The following is a 17957-nucleotide window of genomic DNA, read 5'->3' as shown; positions in this document are numbered from 1 at the left end:
CCTGACAACGACCGCGAGCTACACGTAGCAGTACCCTCTTTCCCCACACGACGCTCTTCCGAAACATAAACGTGATGTACTGCGGTCAGACCGTCGAAACCGCGCAGAGTGAAGATTTAATGGACACGCCGCATCATCCTTATACACAGGCGCTGATTCGCGCGATGCCCGACTTTGGCAGTGCGCTGCCGCATAAAAGCCGCCTGAACACACTGTCCGGCGCGATTCCCTCACTGGAGCATTTACCGATTGGCTGTCGTCTGGGCCCGCGTTGCCCGTATGCGCAGCGTAAATGCATTGAGACGCCGCGCCTCACCGGCACCAAATCGCATCTGTTTGCCTGTCACTTCCCGTTAAATGTGGAGGGGCAATGAGCATGGAAACGCTGCTGGAAGTGCGCAACCTGAGTAAAACCTATCGCTATCGCACCGGTCTGTTTCGCCGACAGCATGTGGAGGCGGTGAAAGGGGTAAGCTTCACCTTGCGTGAGAAGCAGACCTTAGCGGTCATTGGCGAGAACGGCTCGGGGAAATCCACGCTGGCGAAAATGTTGAGCGGCATGGTGGCCCCGACGGCAGGTGAGATGCTGATTGATGATCATCCGCTGGAATATGGCGATTACGGTTATCGTAGCCAGCGTATTCGCATGATTTTTCAGGATCCTTCGACCTCGCTTAATCCGCGCCAGCGCGTCAGTCAGATCCTCGATTTCCCGCTGCGCCTGAATACCGAACTGGATGATGAAGCGCGAGAGAAGCGCATTATTGCCACACTGCGCCAGGTGGGTTTGCTGCGCGATCACGCCGGTTACTATCCGCATATGCTGGCCCCCGGCCAGAAACAGCGTCTGGCGCTGGCTCGCGCACTCATCCTGCAGCCGAAGGTGATTGTCGCCGATGAAGCCCTCGCCTCACTGGATATGACCATGCGTTCGCAGCTGGTGAATCTGATGCTGGAACTGCAAGAGAAGCACGGCATCGCCTATATTTATGTGACGCAACATATCGGCATGATGAAGCACATCAGCGATCAGGTGCTGGTGATGCATCAGGGCGAAGTGGTGGAACGTGGCGGCACAGCAGATGTGCTGGCCTCGCCGCTGCACGACCTCACCAAACGCCTGATCACCAGCCACTTTGGCGAAGCTTTAACCGCCGAAGCCTGGCGAAAAGTTCGTTGATTGATCATCACATCGCGAAAACGCGGTGCGATTTACCGCATTTGAGAGAGACGTGCTAGAATCCGCACGTCGATTAACGTCGGTCGCCTACTATTTAATCATTGCGACCGCCAACAACAATGACCATAAGGATTACAGCTATGGGTTTTCTTTCCGGTAAGCGCATTCTGATTACTGGCGTTGCCAGTAAACTCTCCATTGCCTACGGTATTGCACAGGCGATGCACAAACAGGGCGCAGAACTGGCTTTCACCTACCAGAACGACAAGTTGAAAAGTCGTGTGGAAGAGTTCGCTAAAGATTTGGGTTCTGACATTGTTCTGCCGTGCGATGTGGCAGAAGACGAGAGTATCACTGCGCTGTTCACCGAACTGGCAAAAACCTGGCCAAAATTTGACGGTTTTGTTCACTCAATTGGTTTCGCACCTGGCGATCAGCTGGATGGTGACTACGTGAACGCCGTGACCCGTGAAGGCTTCAAAATCGCTCACGACATCTCTGCCTACAGCTTCGTGGCAATGGCAAAAGAGTGCCGTGCGATGCTGAACCCGAACTCAGCCCTGCTGACCCTGTCTTATCTGGGTGCTGAGCGCGCAATCCCTAACTACAACGTGATGGGTCTGGCTAAAGCGTCTCTGGAAGCCAACGTGCGCTACATGGCGAACGCGATGGGTCCTGAAGGTACGCGCGTTAACGCCGTATCAGCGGGTCCAATCCGTACTCTGGCAGCATCTGGCATCAAAGATTTCCGTAAGATGCTGGCTCACTGTGAAGCCGTTACTCCGATTCGCCGTACCGTGACCATCGAAGACGTGGGTAACTCTGCGGCCTTCCTGTGCTCTGATCTGGCGGGTGGTATCACCGGTGAAGTGGTACACGTTGATGGCGGCTTCAGCATTGCCGCGATGAACGAGCTGGAACTGAAATAAGTTCTGAAGGCGAGCCGGGTGCTCGCCTTTTTTCTTAGCGAAGTCTCGGCTGTCTTCGCCGATTTTCGCCCTGTTCACTTTCGACTGATATCTCCCGCAAACTCACCTCTCCCTGCTAGCTACCGCTTGAATTTTCAGGCGTATAGATTCATTCGATCTTAATTATTCCCCTTCATTCTTTTGCCACAGCCAGTGCTTCAGCGACGATAAGCTAGCCTTTTGGTGGCGATGCGCTTTTCAGATTTGCCCGTCGCGTACCCAGACCGTTTTTTGCGCAAGGAATGACCATGGAACAACGCCGTTCTCCCGGCCATGACCACTGGTTTTATGAAAGCCAGACTCGCCCGCACACCCAGGCCACTGCGCCATTAGTGCCCGAAGCCGCCTATCTCGCAGATCGCTTTTTATTAGGTCTGCAACAGGAAGCCACTGCACTGCAGCCCCTGTTTACTCGTTTCCAGCCAGCGTTACTGGCCGCGCGCGATCTGAGCCAGATTTTGCTGCCGGATACGCTGAACAACTCACTCACGCATACCTTAACGCTCTACGATCGTCTCAGTACCGCGTTGACAGTGGCGCAGGTTGCCGGTGTGCAGCGACTGTGTAATCACTACTCGGCGCGCCTCAACCCCCTGCCGGGCCCGGATTCCTCTCGCGAGAGTAATAACCGTCTGACACAAATCACCCAGTACGCGCGTCAGTTGGCGATGCAACCGGCACTGATCAATGTCACTGGTATCAGCGCCCTGGATGCCGTCGGGCTCACTGAGCCAGATATCGTCACTCTCAATCAACTGGTAGGATTCGTCAGCTATCAGGCGCGAGTCGTTGCGGCACTGCAAGCCATGATGGGCTTACCGGTACGCTGGATACCCGGCGTATCACCACCAGCGGATGCTGATGTCACGTTCTTTGCCCGTGACGTTGCATGGCAGCACGCACTTAAGCCAGTTGAATTGCGCTATGCCAGCGCCGATCAACTGGCGGCGATCACCTTTTGTCAGGGTATAGAAGGTTTGGACGATGCGGTTTGGTTGCTGGTGCATGACGCGCAGGCGTTGTATGGCTGGGCAACCCTGCAACAGCGCATCAGCGAAAATCATGACGAGGAAACCGCATTGGCGCTGGCAACCAGTGCGCGCATCCTGGGCTGTCAGCGCCAGTTCGCACGTCATGCCGGCAGTCAGCGCGAAGCGTTGCTGGCGGATGTTGATAAAGCGGGTGAAACGCAGCCGTTAATTGGCGTTTGCGCCCAGTTGGTTCGCATGCCAGAGCGCTTTAGCGCAGCACACCTGCAGCCTTTACTGAATGCGGGATGGGGAACCGAGCGCATTTTCACACTGTTGCAGGCAGTGGCGTTTGCCAGTTGGCAGGATAGGTTAGGGATGGCGCTGGGCGAAACGCGTTAATCCGGCAGATGCCGTCGCGCTTCGTCAAAGAAATGTTGAGCCAGCGGTGATGCCCTGCCCGGCTCAGCAATCACTAACGCAGCCTGGCGTCCCATGGGCGCCATCTCGATCGGCCTTCGAGCCAGATTTTGCAGCATCTCCGGCAGTAAATGCCCACGCGGCGACACCATCACGCCCAATCCCACTTGCGCGCTCTGCAACAACTGCATAATCGACGCACTTTCCACAATCACTCGCGGTAACAGGCCGGTTTCGCGCAGCTGGCTATCCACGTAACGACGGAAATAGCGCGTAGGTTCCGCAAGACACAGCGGTTGTTGCGCCAGCTGTGAAAGTGAAAGCGTGTCGTGCTGCAGTAAATCCGGAAAATGTTGAGGATTAAAAATCGCCTCCACGCCGGGATCTTTTAACAGTGCGGTCTGGAAGTGTAGTTCTCGCAGGGCGGTGAGTTCGAAGAAGCCAATCCCGCCGTCCACCGTATGGCTGTTGAGGGCTTCCAGCAGTTGGTCCGCACTCATGGCGGAGACACGATAATCCAGCTGCGGATAACGCGTTTCAACCGCTTTGAGTAACGCCGGTAACGCGACACTGCACTGTGGCATCACGCCGAGTCGCAGCGTGCCGTTGACGCCGTGCTTCAGCGATTCGACTTCCAGTTTCAGGCCCGAGTAGACCGACACGATCTCACGCGCCCAGGTCAGCACGCGTTCCCCTTCCGGCGTAAAGCCGTCAAAGTTGTTGCTGCGATTGATCAGCGATAAACCCAGTTCGCGCTCAAGGTTTTTTAACCGCATCGATAAGGTCGGCTGACTGACAAAGCTGGCCTCTGCCGCGCGGCCAAAATGGCGCTCGCGTTCTAAATTACAGAGATATATCAATTGCTTGATGTCGATTTTGGCATCCACCTTAAAGTCACGATCGCGCTATGGTAGCAAACCTGCACCGCTTTATCCTGTTCACGGCACAAAAAGCACGAAGGCCGCCCTGCGGCAGCCTTCGGTGGAAAGTTGATGCCCCACCCGGCGCTTATCTCCGGCACTCTTAATGGCTTAGCTCTTGAAGGGGCGAAGTCATCATCTCCCATCTCAGCTAGGGGGGTTTAACATTGATTGCTCATTTTATTATTAGCATGATAACTAAGTGTGTTACGCCACGCCCAGTGCACTTTTCACTTCGTTAGCAATTTTCTCCACCTGCGGACCGTAAATCACCTGCACATCGTGATCGCTGACACGGTTAATCCCGTTAGCTCCGGTGGTCAGCAGCGTTTGATCCACCACCTCTTTCATCTCTTTCACGCGCACCCGCAGGCGTGTGAAACAGCAATCGACGTCCTCTATATTGGCCTCGCCGCCCAACCCGCTGATGATCACCAGAGTACGTTCATCCGCTGTCACCTGCGCGGTTTGCGGCTCCTCATCCGATTCACGCCCCGGCGTTTCCACTTGCATGCGCGTTATGACAAAACGGAAGCCGTAATAGTAGATCGGCGCATAAATCACCCCCAGCGCTACCGTCCACCACCATTGGGTTTTACTGCCGCCGAGAATACCGAACACCACCAGATCGATCGCGCCGCCCTGCACGTTGCCGATCATTAAATGCAGCATCGACATCAGCATAAATGACAGGCCGGTCAATAACGCATGCAGGATGTAGAGCACCGGTGATACGAAGATAAAACAGAACTCCAGCGGTTCAGTGATGCCGGTGGTGAAGGAGGTCAACGCACCTGCCATCACCAGCGCTTTAACCCGCTGTTTATGCTCCGGACGCGCGGTGTGGTAGATCGCCAGTGCAGCAGCAGGCAAGCCGAACATCATCACCGGAATTTTACCCTGAGCCAGGAATTGGGTGGCACTGCGCACCGTCTCATCAGGTATAGCGCCTGGATTGGTGAGCGAAGTGTTGAAGATATTCAGTGCACCAACAATGGTTTGCCCGTCCACCGTCGCCATGCCACCGATAGGGGTGAAACGCACTGTTTCATTGAGTATATGGTGCAAGCCAGTCGGGATAAGCAGACGTTCGCCGGTTCCCAGCAGAAACGCGCCGTACTGGCCGCTTTTCCCAATCATCTTGCCGACCCAGGCAATGCCTTCGCCGATCGTGGGCCAGATCAAGGCCAGCAGCACGCCAATCAGCGGCAAGACAATAACGGTGACGATGGGGACAAAGCGCCGCCCGCCGAAAAAGCTAATCGCCGTCGGCAATGTTTGCGTGTAAAAGCGATTATGCAGTGCCACGGTGACCAGCCCGGCAATCACACCGCCAAGCACACTCATGTTGTAAGTAAAGATGCCCAGCATCTCGATGTACTCTGCCGAGGTCATCATCGCCGTGGTTTGATCCAGGCCTGCTTGCTGTAAGGCTTCTGGGGTCGTAGTAGCCGCCGTCAGCCCTTTGGCGGCCAGCGTAGCACTGATGCCCACATTCATCACGACATAGCCAATGACTGCCGCAAAAGCCGCAGTAGGCTTCTCCGCTTTCGCCAGACCGATGGCGCTGGCAACGGCGAAGAACACGGGCAGATTGGCAAATAGAGCCGCCGCCACTTTGCGGATAAAGCCAATAATCAGCTGTGGTACCTGTAGATTGGCAAAGGCATCACCGGTGACGGCGGGGTTCTGCATCGCCGCAGCCAGCCCGAGAAAAATCCCGGCGGCGGCAATAACGGAGATCGGCATCATTAAGGCTTTACCGAAGGCGTGAATTTGGCTGGCAAGATTCTTCATGGTGCGCGCCCTTTCATCAATTGAAAGAGCAATTATTAGCCAGTTATTGGATTCTCACGTCGCAGCCCGGTCCTGCCAGCGGGTAAAGTTTGAACTGCATCACGCTTCTGCCGGCTTGAACGCGATAAACGCCGCCTATCGCACCATTAAACCAATCAATTAGACAACTTTTGCTGTCAGTCGCACACTTCCTCACAACAGAAGTCATATTCTGATAACAATTCATAAACAATAAGCCTGCAACGACTATGAAATTTAAACGTAAAATTCAGCCTTATCGTGCCGCTGCTGGCGGCTGGGGCTCTTTGGAAGCTACCACCCGTTTCGTCCTTGATAGTAAAGCTGCGCTGAAAAACATGCGCAATTTGATGCGCATGAACAAAGCGCGTGGCTTTGACTGCCCGGGTTGTGCATGGGGTGATGACAACAAGAGCACCTTCAGCTTCTGTGAGAACGGCGCGAAAGCGGTGACCTGGGAAGCGACCCGCCGCGTGGTGGAGCCCGAGTTTTTCGCTCAGCACAGCGTGAGCACGCTTTATCAACAGAGCGACTATTTCCTGGAGTATCAGGGACGCCTGACGCATCCGATGCGCTATAACAGCGCCACCGATCACTATGAACCGATCAGCTGGGATGATGCGTTGGCGATGATCGCCCGTCACCTCAAGGCGATGGACCATCCCGACCAGATGGAACTTTACACTTCCGGGCGCGCCAGTAACGAAGCCTCATGGCTCTATCAACTGTTTGGCCGTGTGATGGGCACCAATAACTTCCCTGACTGTTCCAACATGTGCCACGAAGCCAGCGGCACCGGCTTGAAGCGCAGCATCGGCGTCGGGAAAGGCACCATTCGTCTCGATGATTTTGACCACGCCAATGCGATTTTCGTTATCGGTCAAAATCCGGGCACTAACCATCCACGTATGCTGCACAGCCTGCGCCACGCTGCCGATCACGGTGCGAAAATCGTTACCTTTAATACCTTGCGCGAGCGTGGGCTGGAACGTTTTGCCGACCCGCAAAAACCACTGGAAATCGTCACCTCCATGGCGGGAACCATTAGTTCTGCCTATTATCAGCCCAATCTTGGCGGTGACATGGCAGCGATTCGCGGCATGGTGAAAACTCTGCTGGAAGTGCAACGCGAGCGTTTAGCTGCGGGTGAACCGGGCATCTTCGATCAAGAATTTATCGACGCCAACACCCATGGCATTGAGAGCTATCTGGCTGCCGTGGATAACACGCGCTGGGACGATATCGTGCGTCAATCCGGCCTGAGCGAAGCGCAGATTCGGGAAGCGGCCGCGATCTACCAGAGCGCTGAGCGTGTCATTATTACCTGGGCGATGGGCGTGACTCAGCATAAACACTCCGTTGATACAGTGCGTGAGATAACCAACCTGCAACTGCTGTTTGGACAGCTGGGTAAAAAAGGCGCTGGCCTGTGTCCGGTGCGCGGCCACAGTAACGTGCAGGGGAACCGCACCATGGGGATCGATGAGAAACCCAATAAGCCTTTCCTTGATGCCTTGGGCGCGCATTTCGGCTTCGAACCGCCGCGTGAACACGGTCATAACACCGTTGAAGCGCTGGGCGCGATGCTGCGTGATGAAGTGAAAGTGCTGATCGCCCTGGGCGGCAACCTTGCGGCTGCCGCACCCGATTCCCCGGTGACGGAGGAAGCGCTACAGCATTGCGGTCTGACCGTGCATATCAGCACCAAACTCAATCGCAGCCATCTGGTGCCGGGCCACGAAGGTTTGATTCTGCCGACGCTCGGCCGTACTGAGCGCGATCGTCAGGCCAGCGGTAACCAGTTCATCACCGTTGAAGACTCTTTCAGCATGGTGCACGCCTCAGAAGGTGTGGGTATTCCTCTGGCAGACACCCAGCGCTCCGAAACCGCGATTGTGGCCGGTATTGCACACGCCACGCTGGGCAGTGACAAGATTGACTGGCTGGGCATGGCCGATGATTACAACGTGATCCGCGATCACATTGGTGCCACCATTCCTGGCTTTGCTGACTTCAATAACAAGTGTGATATTCCGGGTGGATTCTACCTGGGTAGCGCAGCAGCGGAGTTGCGTTTTAATACACCAAGCAAACGGGCGGAGTTCAGCGCGGCAGCCTTGCCAACCTCGCTGTTCCCACAGCTGGGCAGCGAAGTGGAGGTGCCGTTCACGTTGCAAACTCTGCGTTCGCATGACCAGTACAACACCACCATTTACGGCCTCGATGACCGCTACCGCGGCGTGTATGGTCAGCGTGAAGTGGTGTTTATCCACCCGGATGACATGGCGTCACTCGGCTTCAGTGAAGGCCAGTTGGTGGATATCGAAACACTGTGGAATGATGGCCTGACGCGTCGTGTGAGTGGCTTTAAGCTGGTGCCGTATAACATTCCGCGCGGTAACCTCGCGGCCTATTATCCGGAAACCAACCCGCTGGTGCCGCTCTCCAGCTATGGTGACGGCAGCGGGACGCCGACCTCGAAATCGGTGCCGGTAAAACTGGCGTTAACCGCCGCTGTACCGACCCAACGTATCGCCTGAGTCGTCAGCGTTATCAGAAGGTAAAAAGCCGCGTAATGCGGCTTTTTAGCCTGTTTTGGCCTTGCCGCGCGCCCCTGATTCGCGTAAAACTGTCCACCGCTCTTAGGCCACGAAACTAAATACATTATGTTCCAGGATAACCCGCTGCTCGCGCAGCTGAAAGAGAAGCTTCACGCGCAAACTCCGCGCGCCGAAGGTGTTGTGAAAGGCACGGAAAAAGGCTTTGGCTTCCTCGAAGTCGATGCCCAAAAAAGCTACTTCATTCCCCCTCCGCAGATGAAAAAAGTGATGCACGGTGACCGTATTTCTGCGGTTATCCACACTGATAAAGATCGCGAGAGCGCCGAGCCGGAAACCCTGATTGAGCCGTTCCTGACCCGCTTTGTGGGCCGCGTGCAGAAGAAGGACGATCGTTTGTCGATTGTGCCTGACCATCCGCTGCTGAAAGAGGCGATCCAGTGCCGCGCTGCCCGAGACGTCACCCATGATTTTCAGAATGGCGACTGGGCCGTGGCTGAAATGCGCCGCCATCCGCTGAAAGGCGATCGCGGATTCTATGCTGAACTGACCGAATTCATTGTCACTGCGGACGATCATCTTGCGCCGTGGTGGGTCACCCTGTCGCGCCATAATCTGGAGCGCGAAGCCCCGAAAGTTGGCTTCGGCGAAATGCTGGATGAGCACTTGCAGCGCGAAGACCTTACCGCGCTCAACTTCGTCACTATCGACAGCGCCAGCACCGAAGATATGGATGATGCGCTGTATGTTGAAGAGCAGGCTGACGGCAATCTGCAGCTGACCATCGCGATTGCCGATCCGACCGCTTACGTAGCGGAAGGCAGCGAGCTGGATAAGCTGGCTTCAAAGCGCGCCTTCACCAACTATTTGCCTGGCTTCAACATCCCTATGCTGCCGCGCGAACTGTCTGATGACATCTGTTCGCTGCGCCCAAATGTGCGTCGTCCAGCGCTGGCCTGTCGCGTGACGCTCACGCCAGACGGCAGCGTAACGGGTGAAGTGCATTTCTTTGCGGCTTGGATCGAATCTAAAGCCAAGCTGGTCTATGACGAAGTGTCAGACTGGCTGGAAAACGCCGGTAGCTGGCAGCCAGAGAATGAGGCGATTGCCGAGCAGATTCGCTTGTTGCATCGTGTGTGTCTGGCGCGCAGCGAGTGGCGTCAAACTCACGCGCTGGTGTTCAAAGATCGCCCTGATTACCGCTTTGTGCTGGGTGAAAAAGGCGAAGTGCTGGATATCATTTCTGAGCCGCGCCGCATCGCCAACCGCATCGTTGAAGAGTCGATGATTCTGGCTAACGTCTGCGCGGCCAAAGTGCTGCAGGAGAAGTTGGGCTTCGGTATCTATAACCTGCACACCGGCTTCGATCTGGCCAATGCGGAGCAAGCTGCTGGCGTGCTGGCCGGTCACGGTATCACCGTGGATCCACAGGCGATCACCACGCTGGAAGGTTTCCGCCAGCTACGTCGTGAGCTGGATGCCCAGCCAACCCAGTACCTCGATAGCCGTATTCGTCGCTTCCAGAGCTTCGCTGAAGTCGGCACCGAACCGGGTCCGCACTTTGGTCTGGGTCTCGAAGCCTATGCAACCTGGACATCGCCGATTCGTAAATTCGGCGATATGATCAACCATCGCCTGCTGAAAGCGATTGTGCGCGGCGACAGCATTGCCCGTCCAAAAGACGAGTTCACCACCATTATGAGTGAGCGTCGTCGCCTGAACCGCATGGCCGAACGTGATGTCGGTGACTGGCTGTATGCGCGCTTCCTCGCGCCGTCTGCCGGAACTGACCGCAAGTTCAGCGCCGAAATCATCGATGTGTCTCGTGGCGGTATGCGCGTGCGTCTGCTGGAGAACGGTGCGGTTGCCTTTATCCCTGCCCCGTTCATTCACGCGGTGCGTGATGAGCTGGTGTGCTCACAAGAGAGCGGCACCGTGCAGATCAAAGGTGAAGTGGCCTACCGTGTGACCGACATTATCGACGTGACCATCGCCGAAGTGCGTATGGAAACCCGTAGCGTGGTGGCGCGCCCAGCTGCCTGAGCATGAATATCTGCGGGATAACAGCCGTTATCCCGCATTTTTCCCTCTAAGTTTTATCTGATGTTAAATTTGCCTTCCGCTTCACACTTCTGATTCGAATCCCTGTCGTTAACAATTCATTACATTACTTTTAACTTGTTGTATCCGATCGCCTATTTTCCCGGTCTCTACAAGGAGTTAACTCATGAACAACGTCAAAACCGGATTGATCTGGTTAGCGGTGGCGTTAATTGGTGCGGGTGCGTTTGCCATGCTGGCGCTCAGCCGTGGCGAACACGTCAACGCCGTCTGGCTGGTTATTGCGTCCGTTGCCTGCTACAGCATTGCGTATCGCTTCTACAGCCTGTTTATCGCTGAACGTATTTTCGAACTGGATGACCGTCGCCGCACGCCTGCCGAGCGGCTGAATGATGGTCTCGATTATGTGCCGACCAATAAATGGGTACTGTTCGGCCACCACTTTGCGGCGATTGCTGGTGCCGGTCCACTGGTTGGCCCGATTCTCGCGGCGCAGATGGGCTTTCTGCCTGGCACCATCTGGATTTTGGTTGGCGTGATGTTGGCTGGTGCGGTGCAGGATTTCTTGATCCTGTTCATCTCTACCCGTCGTGATGGTCGCTCGTTGGGTGAAATGGCACGTCAGGAGCTGGGTTCGTTTGCTGGCGTGGTCACCATGCTCGGTGCGCTTGGCGTGATGATCATCATCCTGTCCGCGCTGGCGCTGGTGGTGGTGAAAGCGTTAGCCAACAGTCCGTGGGGACTGTTTACCATCGCTGCAACCATTCCAATCGCGCTGTTTATGGGCGTGTATATGCGCTATCTGCGCCCCGGCAAGATCGCTGAAGTGTCGATTATCGGTTTTGTGCTGATGATGGCGGCGATCATTTACGGTGGCGATGTGGCTGCCGATCCCTATTGGGGACCGCTCTTCACACTGAAAGGCACCGAACTGACCTGGGTGCTGGTTATCTATGGCTTCGTCGCCTCTTCGCTGCCGGTGTGGCTGCTGCTGGCTCCGCGTGATTACCTCTCAACCTTCCTGAAAATCGGTGTCATTATCGGGCTGGCGGTTGGGATTCTGTTCGCCATGCCGGAACTGAAAATGCCGGCGGTGACCAAATTTATCGACGGTAGTGGGCCGGTGTTCTCCGGTGCGCTGTTCCCGTTCCTGTTTATCACTATCGCCTGTGGCGCCATCTCCGGTTTCCATGCGCTGGTCTCCAGTGGCACCACGCCAAAACTGGTGGAGCGTGAAAGTCATATCCGATTCATCGGCTATGGTGCGATGCTGATGGAATCCTTCGTGGCGATCATGGCGCTGATATGTGCCTCGGTGCTCGATCCGGGCGTCTATTTTGCTATGAACGCCCCTGCCGCGCTGATTGGTACGACGGTGGAAAGTGCCTCACAGGTGATTAACGGCTGGGGCTTTGTCGTGACGCCGGAGATGCTGAGCGGTATCGCGCGCGATGTGGGTGAAAGTACTGTCCTCTCGCGGGCCGGTGGCGCACCAACCTTCGCCGTGGGGATGGCGCACATCATCACCGAGGTATTTAACAGCCGGGTGATGATGGCGTTCTGGTATCACTTCGCCATTCTGTTTGAAGCGCTGTTCATCCTGACGGCGGTCGATGCCGGTACCCGCGCCTGTCGCTTTATGGTGCAGGATTTGGTCGGCACCGTGGTGCCCTCCATGGCCAACAACCGTTCCTGGCTGGGCAATATGGCGGGCACCACGGTGGCCGTAGCCGGATGGGGCTTCTTTGTCTACCAGGGTGTCGTCGATCCGCTGGGCGGCATCAATACCCTTTGGCCGCTGTTTGGCATTGGCAACCAGATGCTGGCCTCAATGGCGTTGATTCTCGGCACCGTGGTGCTGTTCAAAATGAAGAAACAGCGTTACGCGTGGGTGACGATTTTACCGACCGCCTGGCTGTTTGTGACCTCCATGACCGCCGGTTGGCAGAAGATTTTCCACGAGAAGCCCTCCATTGGCTTCCTTGCGCAAGCCAACAAGTTCCGTAAAGGAATTGATGAGGGGGTGATTATCGCTCCGGCGAAAACCGTGGCGGACATGCAAACTATCGTATTTAGCAATCAAATTAACGCGGCCCTGTGTGGCTTCTTTATGCTGGTGGCCGTGACCATGTTGATTGCAGCGTTCTTTGTTATTCGCCGTGCCCTGGGCAGTCAGGTACCTACCACCCATGAATCCGAAGTCTCCCTCCGTAAGGAGGTGCGGAATGTCTGAGTCCATTCATCGCTGGAAAAAACCGATTGGTGTCTGGCACATTCAGCATTGCTTACCGATCGCACCCCAGGCCACCGGGCAAACTCTTAATCGCTGGCAACAAATATGGCAGGGATTGAAGCAAAGTTTTCGCTTAATGGTTGGCGTTCATGACTATCAAACTTATCTGAAGCATATGCGTGAGCACCATCCTGGGCAAACGCCAATGGATGAGCGAGCCTTTCATCGCTACTGCCTTGAGGCCCGTTTTCCCAGCCAGGCAGGCAAGCTCGGCAAGTGTCCTTGCTGACATTTTTAAGCCCCGATTTTCGGGGCTTTTTCGTGCCATTCTTTAGTGAAAACAAAAATATATTTGGTTTGCATCTTGTGCTAACGCAGGAGGTTGAATACTGTTGCTAAAATAATGAGATACCGCCTGCTCAGCATTTCCCCGGAGGAAGTTTCCATGACCGATGAACAAGGGCAAACGTTGCTATACACCCTGTTTGGCACAACCAGCCCTCATTGGCGTTTAACTTCAGATAGCGATGCTTTGCATTTTGCCGAAGATGAGAATGCCAATACCAATTTGGCGGTTCCATTAACCCCCGCGCAGGCCAGTTTGCTGCGTGCGATGACGGTGATCACCTCCAGTATCAACCTGACACTCTCCCTGCGCGGTGCGCCGGTGCCTATGCACTTTGTCGGCCGCAAGGTCAACCAATCAACATGGGCTGGTACCTCTTCCGCCTGGGGTGATACCTCCTCCGTGGCGCGTGATTTAACACTCGGATTGTCTTTTGCTGAACAAGTGGTTTCCGAAGCAAACTCGGTGATTGTGATCCTCGACCAACGCGGGAATATTCAGCGATTCAATCGTTTAAGTGAAGAGTACACGGGTCTGAAAGAGCAGGAAGTGATCGGCCGCAACGTGTTTCAACTGTTCATGACCAAGCAGGAAGCGCAGGCTTCGCGACGCAACATTTCGGGTTTCTTCCGAGATGGCAATTCTTATGAAGTGGAACGCTGGATCAAAACCAAAAAAGGCCAGCGACTGTTTCTGTTTCGTAATAAGTTTGTGCACAGTGGTAGTGGGAAAAATGAAATTTTCCTCATCTGTTCTGGAACCGACATCACAGAAGAGCGACGTGCTCAGGAACGCTTACGCGTCCTCGCCAATACCGATACGGTGACCGGTTTACCGAACCGCAATGCCATCCATCAACAGATTAGTCTGGCACTGGAATTAGCCAATGGCAGTCAAACTGGCGTGGTTTATCTCGATCTGGACAATTTTAAGAAGGTGAACGACGCCTACGGCCATATGTTTGGCGACCAACTGCTGCAAGCGGTCTCCCTCGCCATTCTCAGCTGTCTGGGCAAAGATCAGACGCTGGCCCGTCTTGGTGGTGATGAGTTCGTGGTACTGGCAGAACATACCAGCCAGGCTGCGCTGGAAGCCATGGCATCACGTATTCTTGAGCGCCTGCGTCAACCCTTCCGCGTCGGTTTGATCGAAGTCTACAGCGGCTGCTCGATTGGTATCGCCCTGGCCCCGCTGCACGGCGAGGATCGGGAAAGTCTGATCCGCAACGCCGATACCGCGATGTATCACGCCAAAGAGAATGGGCGCGGTAAATTCTGCGTGTTCGCTAACGAGATGAATCAGCGTGTTTTCGAATATCTCTGGCTTGATACTAACCTGCGTAAAGCACTGGAACTGGAGCATCTGGTGGTGTACTACCAGCCCAAATTAGATCGTGACGGCGAAGTGCGCAGCGCAGAAGCATTGGTGCGCTGGAATTCCGTCGAGCGCGGTCTGGTGCCGCCTGGCGACTTTATCTCGTATGCTGAAGAATCGGGCCTCATCGTGCCGCTCGGCCGCTGGGTGATGCTGAACGTTCTGCAACAAATTATTCAGTGGCGCAGCGAGGGAATTTACCTGCGCGTTGCCGTTAATGTTTCGGCTAAACAATTGATTGACCAAAGTATTTATACCGATTTAAAGCAGGCGCTGAGCGAAGCCGGCCTCACGGATTGTCCCATTGATATCGAGCTCACCGAAAGCTGCCTGATTGAGAACGAAGCCGGTGCACTCACGCTGATGAAGCAGTTCCAGGAACTGGGGGCTCAGGTTCATCTTGATGACTTTGGTACAGGTTATTCCTCGCTTTCCCAGTTGGCTCGCGTGCCCATTGATGCAATCAAACTGGATCAAAGTTTCGTACGTAACATCAACAAACAACCGGTGGCGCAATCTTTGGTCCGTGCCATTGTCGCCGTGGCCAAAACCCTCGATCTGCAAGTCATTGCGGAAGGGATTGAAACCAAAGCTGAGGAGAAGTTTGTGATGACCAACGGTGTCGATGGGCGTCAGGGTTATCTTTATGCAAAACCAATGCCCGCAGAACAGCTCGGGCATTGGCTGGCTAAGCATCCTGCCCGCGTTTAACGCTGCTCTCGATTATCCGGCTTTGCGCAGGGATGCGCTATGACGGTTCTGTAGTTGCACCAGTCGTTCCATGTAAGCAATGTCTTTAGGCTCCAGTGTAAAGGCGTAATCCACCCAATCTTCCGTAATATCCATCAGCTCGGCTCGCGAGAGTTGCAGTACGCGCTGGCGCGCTTTCAACATGGCACGCACACCATTCAGCTTCGGACGTAGCGTATCGATAAATGTACGCGTGGTACGGTAAGCATCGCCTGGCTGGAAGACTTTATCTACCAGACCGCGCGTCTCATACCACTCTGCGCTGTGCGACTCCCCTTCACAGATCAGCTCTTCGGCCAGCTTCATGCCGGAACGCCGTGCAACCAGTGAATAGCCGCCCATGCCAGGGAACAGATTGAACGCGATCTCCGGGAACCCCATCCGTGCAGAGTTTTGCGCCAGAATGAAGTGATGGGCCAGCGCGGCTTCAAAGCCACCACCCAATGCACTCCCTTCAATCATGGCCAGCGTCACCGCTCCGGTATCAAAACCCCGCGCTGCCGAATGGATGCAATCCACGCAGGCACGCGCATAGGCCCGCAGCGCTTCACGACGGTTGTTACGAATGCACTCCACAAAGAAACGCAAATCGCCTCCGGCGTTGAACATCTGTGGTACCAGCGAACCCGTCACCCAAAAATCAATCGGCAAACCCGAACGTTGCGCGGCATAGCTCAGATTCATGATCTCCTCAATTAATTCGTGGTTGAAACTGGGGCGCGGTTGGGCACGCAGCATCATCCACATGGTGTGTCGGCCCTCTTCATAGTAGGCCGCCAGCTGGGTGGTTTGTCCGACTTCGGTAAACAATCTGCAAGTTGGTTGGTTAATTACTGTCATAGTCTCATCCTCTAGTTATGTGATGCGTTAAACGCAACATCAGCGTAATCCAGAGTGAGGCCAGACCAAATGAGAGATTGATTTATAAAGTAAAATCCAGAGATATCCCCGACCATGGGGTCGGGGAAAGATAAGCAGGCTTACTTGATGGCAGCGCGCTGTCCTACCGCCACATGAGAACGCTTAACGCGTTTGGAATAGACGGCGGTGATAATCGGTACTAATACAGAAGTCACAATAACGGATGTCGCCACCAGTGCGGTGGCTGCGGGTGCGACCGGTTTAAACTGTGGCAGCATCTCGGCAATCAGCACCGGCGTCGCCACTGCCGCGCCTGCGGTGCTGGATGCTGCGATCCCAGCCGTGCCATCACCACCACCAATTAATCGGTCGGCAATAATGAGTGGGATACCGGTGATGATGATGACGGCAACACCGAGCAATACGCCCAATAAACCGGTTTGTGCGATCACGGCCAAATCGATGGTGTTACCCAAAGCGAAGGCAAAGAACGGGATTAAGGTATGTACGGCTTTGCCAAAGAATTCGCGCAATTCCGGGTCAAGATTGCCAAGCGCGAAACCGACAATAAAGGGCAACACCGCGCCAACAAACACGTGTGGCTCAAACGAAGCAATGCCTGCGGTCCCCAGGATCACCATGGTCATCAGCGGACCCGATTCCAGCGACATCAGCACAAACGCGCCTGCTTCTTCTTTTGAACCGTATTGCTGCATGATGGAGGCATAAAGGCCGCCATTGGTCATGTCCATCGCAGCAACCAATGCTAGCGTGGATAAACCGGCAAACATACCGACTTCTACGCCATTTTCCGGCATCATGCGGGATGCCACGGCAGCCACGACCCAGGCAACGGCGATTTTGGTTAATACCAGGGTGCCGGATTTACGCAGCACGGTTCCGGTTGCGCTGAGTTTGATCGATGCCCCCATACAGAAGAACCATACCGCCAGAATCGGCACGGTGCCCGTCATCAGGCCGTTAGTAAAAGAGCCAAAGTATTTTCCTGCGCCGGGTGAAAACGTGTGGCAAAGCGCGCCCAAAAACAGCGGAATTAACATCATACCGCCTGGAATCTTATCGATTGCACGTTTGATATGCATAGTTGTGTCACCTTTACTGAGCCAGAAGGAGGTGCGTTATCGTTCGCCGGATGGCATGGCAGGCAAGATAACCACTGGCAGTCAGGAAAAAAGTGATCGAATCGATATTAATGAAACAGTGTTTTATTTATATAGATTTGGCGTTTCTTTTTTATGATATGCATCGCCATACCAGCGCTAAATAGCAAAAAATTAAGGCGCCCTCAGGCGCCTCAATGAAGTTTCAATGTTCAATTCTGCCCGTACCATGCATTCTTGCCATGCTTACGCAGATAATGCAGATCGAGTAAATTCTGCGAAATCGGAGGCAATTCGCTGCGCAGTTGTTCCGTGTGAAGTGCCATGTAAGCCACTTCTTCCAGCACTACCGCACTGTGCACAGCTGCATCCGCGTCTTTAC

Annotated in this window: 12 protein-coding genes and 2 pseudogenes; 9 read left to right on the top strand and 5 right to left on the bottom strand. The window is 54.8% G+C overall.

Annotation, left to right across the window (positions count from 1 at the left end; all coding sequences use genetic code 11):
* Window positions 1-65: 65 nt before the first annotated feature.
* From H7A81_RS17595 to H7A81_RS17580, 4 genes and pseudogenes are all read left to right on the top strand, one after another.
* A pseudogene (locus H7A81_RS17595) lies at window positions 66-374 on the top strand (oligopeptide/dipeptide ABC transporter ATP-binding protein); the annotation flags it as partial.
* A 2-nt stretch (window positions 375-376) separates the two neighbouring features.
* Window positions 377-1180: a putrescine export ABC transporter ATP-binding protein SapF gene (gene sapF / locus H7A81_RS17590; RefSeq protein WP_160867428.1), complete on the top strand. Its 804-nt coding sequence runs from the start codon at window positions 377-379 to the stop codon at window positions 1178-1180.
* A 140-nt stretch (window positions 1181-1320) separates the two neighbouring features.
* Window positions 1321-2109, top strand: coding sequence for an enoyl-ACP reductase FabI (gene fabI / locus H7A81_RS17585; RefSeq protein WP_007892455.1), 789 nt, complete (start codon window positions 1321-1323; stop codon window positions 2107-2109).
* A 287-nt stretch (window positions 2110-2396) separates the two neighbouring features.
* Window positions 2397-3518: an oxidoreductase gene (locus tag H7A81_RS17580; RefSeq protein WP_182058244.1), complete on the top strand. Its 1122-nt coding sequence runs from the start codon at window positions 2397-2399 to the stop codon at window positions 3516-3518.
* Here the strand turns inward: H7A81_RS17580 and H7A81_RS17575 are convergent.
* Both H7A81_RS17575 and H7A81_RS17570 read right to left on the bottom strand, forming a co-directional pair.
* Window positions 3515-4411, bottom strand: coding sequence for a LysR family transcriptional regulator (locus H7A81_RS17575; RefSeq protein WP_160867464.1), 897 nt, complete (start codon window positions 4409-4411; stop codon window positions 3515-3517). The genes H7A81_RS17580 and H7A81_RS17575 overlap by 4 nt on opposite strands.
* Window positions 4412-4663: 252 nt before the next feature.
* Window positions 4664-6253 carry a PTS transporter subunit EIIC gene (locus tag H7A81_RS17570; protein ID WP_182058243.1) on the bottom strand — a complete coding sequence of 530 codons (1590 nt, stop codon included), beginning with the start codon at window positions 6251-6253 and terminating at the stop codon, window positions 4664-4666.
* Window positions 6254-6501: 248 nt separating this feature from the next.
* Here H7A81_RS17570 and H7A81_RS17565 point away from each other — a divergent pair, with 248 nt between their 5' ends.
* From H7A81_RS17565 to pdeR, 5 genes are all read left to right on the top strand, one after another.
* Window positions 6502-8811: an FdhF/YdeP family oxidoreductase gene (locus tag H7A81_RS17565; RefSeq protein WP_182058242.1), complete on the top strand. Its 2310-nt coding sequence runs from the start codon at window positions 6502-6504 to the stop codon at window positions 8809-8811.
* A 126-nt stretch (window positions 8812-8937) separates the two neighbouring features.
* Window positions 8938-10872: an exoribonuclease II gene (locus H7A81_RS17560; protein ID WP_182058241.1), complete on the top strand. Its 1935-nt coding sequence runs from the start codon at window positions 8938-8940 to the stop codon at window positions 10870-10872.
* A 184-nt stretch (window positions 10873-11056) separates the two neighbouring features.
* On the top strand, window positions 11057-13123 hold the full coding sequence (locus tag H7A81_RS17555) for a carbon starvation CstA family protein (RefSeq protein WP_182058240.1): 2067 nt from the start codon (window positions 11057-11059) through the stop codon (window positions 13121-13123).
* Window positions 13116-13412, top strand: a complete 297-nt coding sequence (locus tag H7A81_RS17550) for a YbdD/YjiX family protein (protein ID WP_058959794.1) — start codon at window positions 13116-13118, stop codon at window positions 13410-13412. The genes H7A81_RS17555 and H7A81_RS17550 overlap by 8 nt, the downstream gene beginning before the upstream one ends.
* A 156-nt stretch (window positions 13413-13568) precedes the next feature.
* Window positions 13569-15554 carry a cyclic di-GMP phosphodiesterase gene (pdeR, locus tag H7A81_RS17545; protein ID WP_034821445.1) on the top strand — a complete coding sequence of 662 codons (1986 nt, stop codon included), beginning with the start codon at window positions 13569-13571 and terminating at the stop codon, window positions 15552-15554.
* Window positions 15555-15566: 12 nt separating this feature from the next.
* On the opposite strand, the gene H7A81_RS17540 is transcribed toward pdeR, so the two are convergent.
* The 3 genes and pseudogenes from H7A81_RS17540 to araD form a co-directional block, all read right to left on the bottom strand.
* Window positions 15567-16433 (bottom strand): crotonase/enoyl-CoA hydratase family protein, encoded by an 867-nt coding sequence (locus H7A81_RS17540; protein ID WP_034821448.1) that lies wholly within the window; start codon window positions 16431-16433, stop codon window positions 15567-15569.
* 140 nt (window positions 16434-16573) lie between these two features.
* Complete coding sequence (kdgT, locus tag H7A81_RS17535) at window positions 16574-17557, bottom strand: 2-keto-3-deoxygluconate transporter (RefSeq protein ID WP_038646709.1); 984 nt, start codon at window positions 17555-17557, stop codon at window positions 16574-16576.
* 230 nt (window positions 17558-17787) lie between these two features.
* Window positions 17788-17957: pseudogene (gene araD, locus H7A81_RS27715) on the bottom strand (L-ribulose-5-phosphate 4-epimerase); the annotation flags it as partial.

The sequence above is a fragment of the Pantoea sp. ME81 genome (assembly GCF_903970985.1).
Lineage (GTDB): Bacteria > Pseudomonadota > Gammaproteobacteria > Enterobacterales > Enterobacteriaceae > Pantoea > Pantoea communis.
This window is presented reverse-complemented; position numbering and strand designations above follow the sequence as displayed.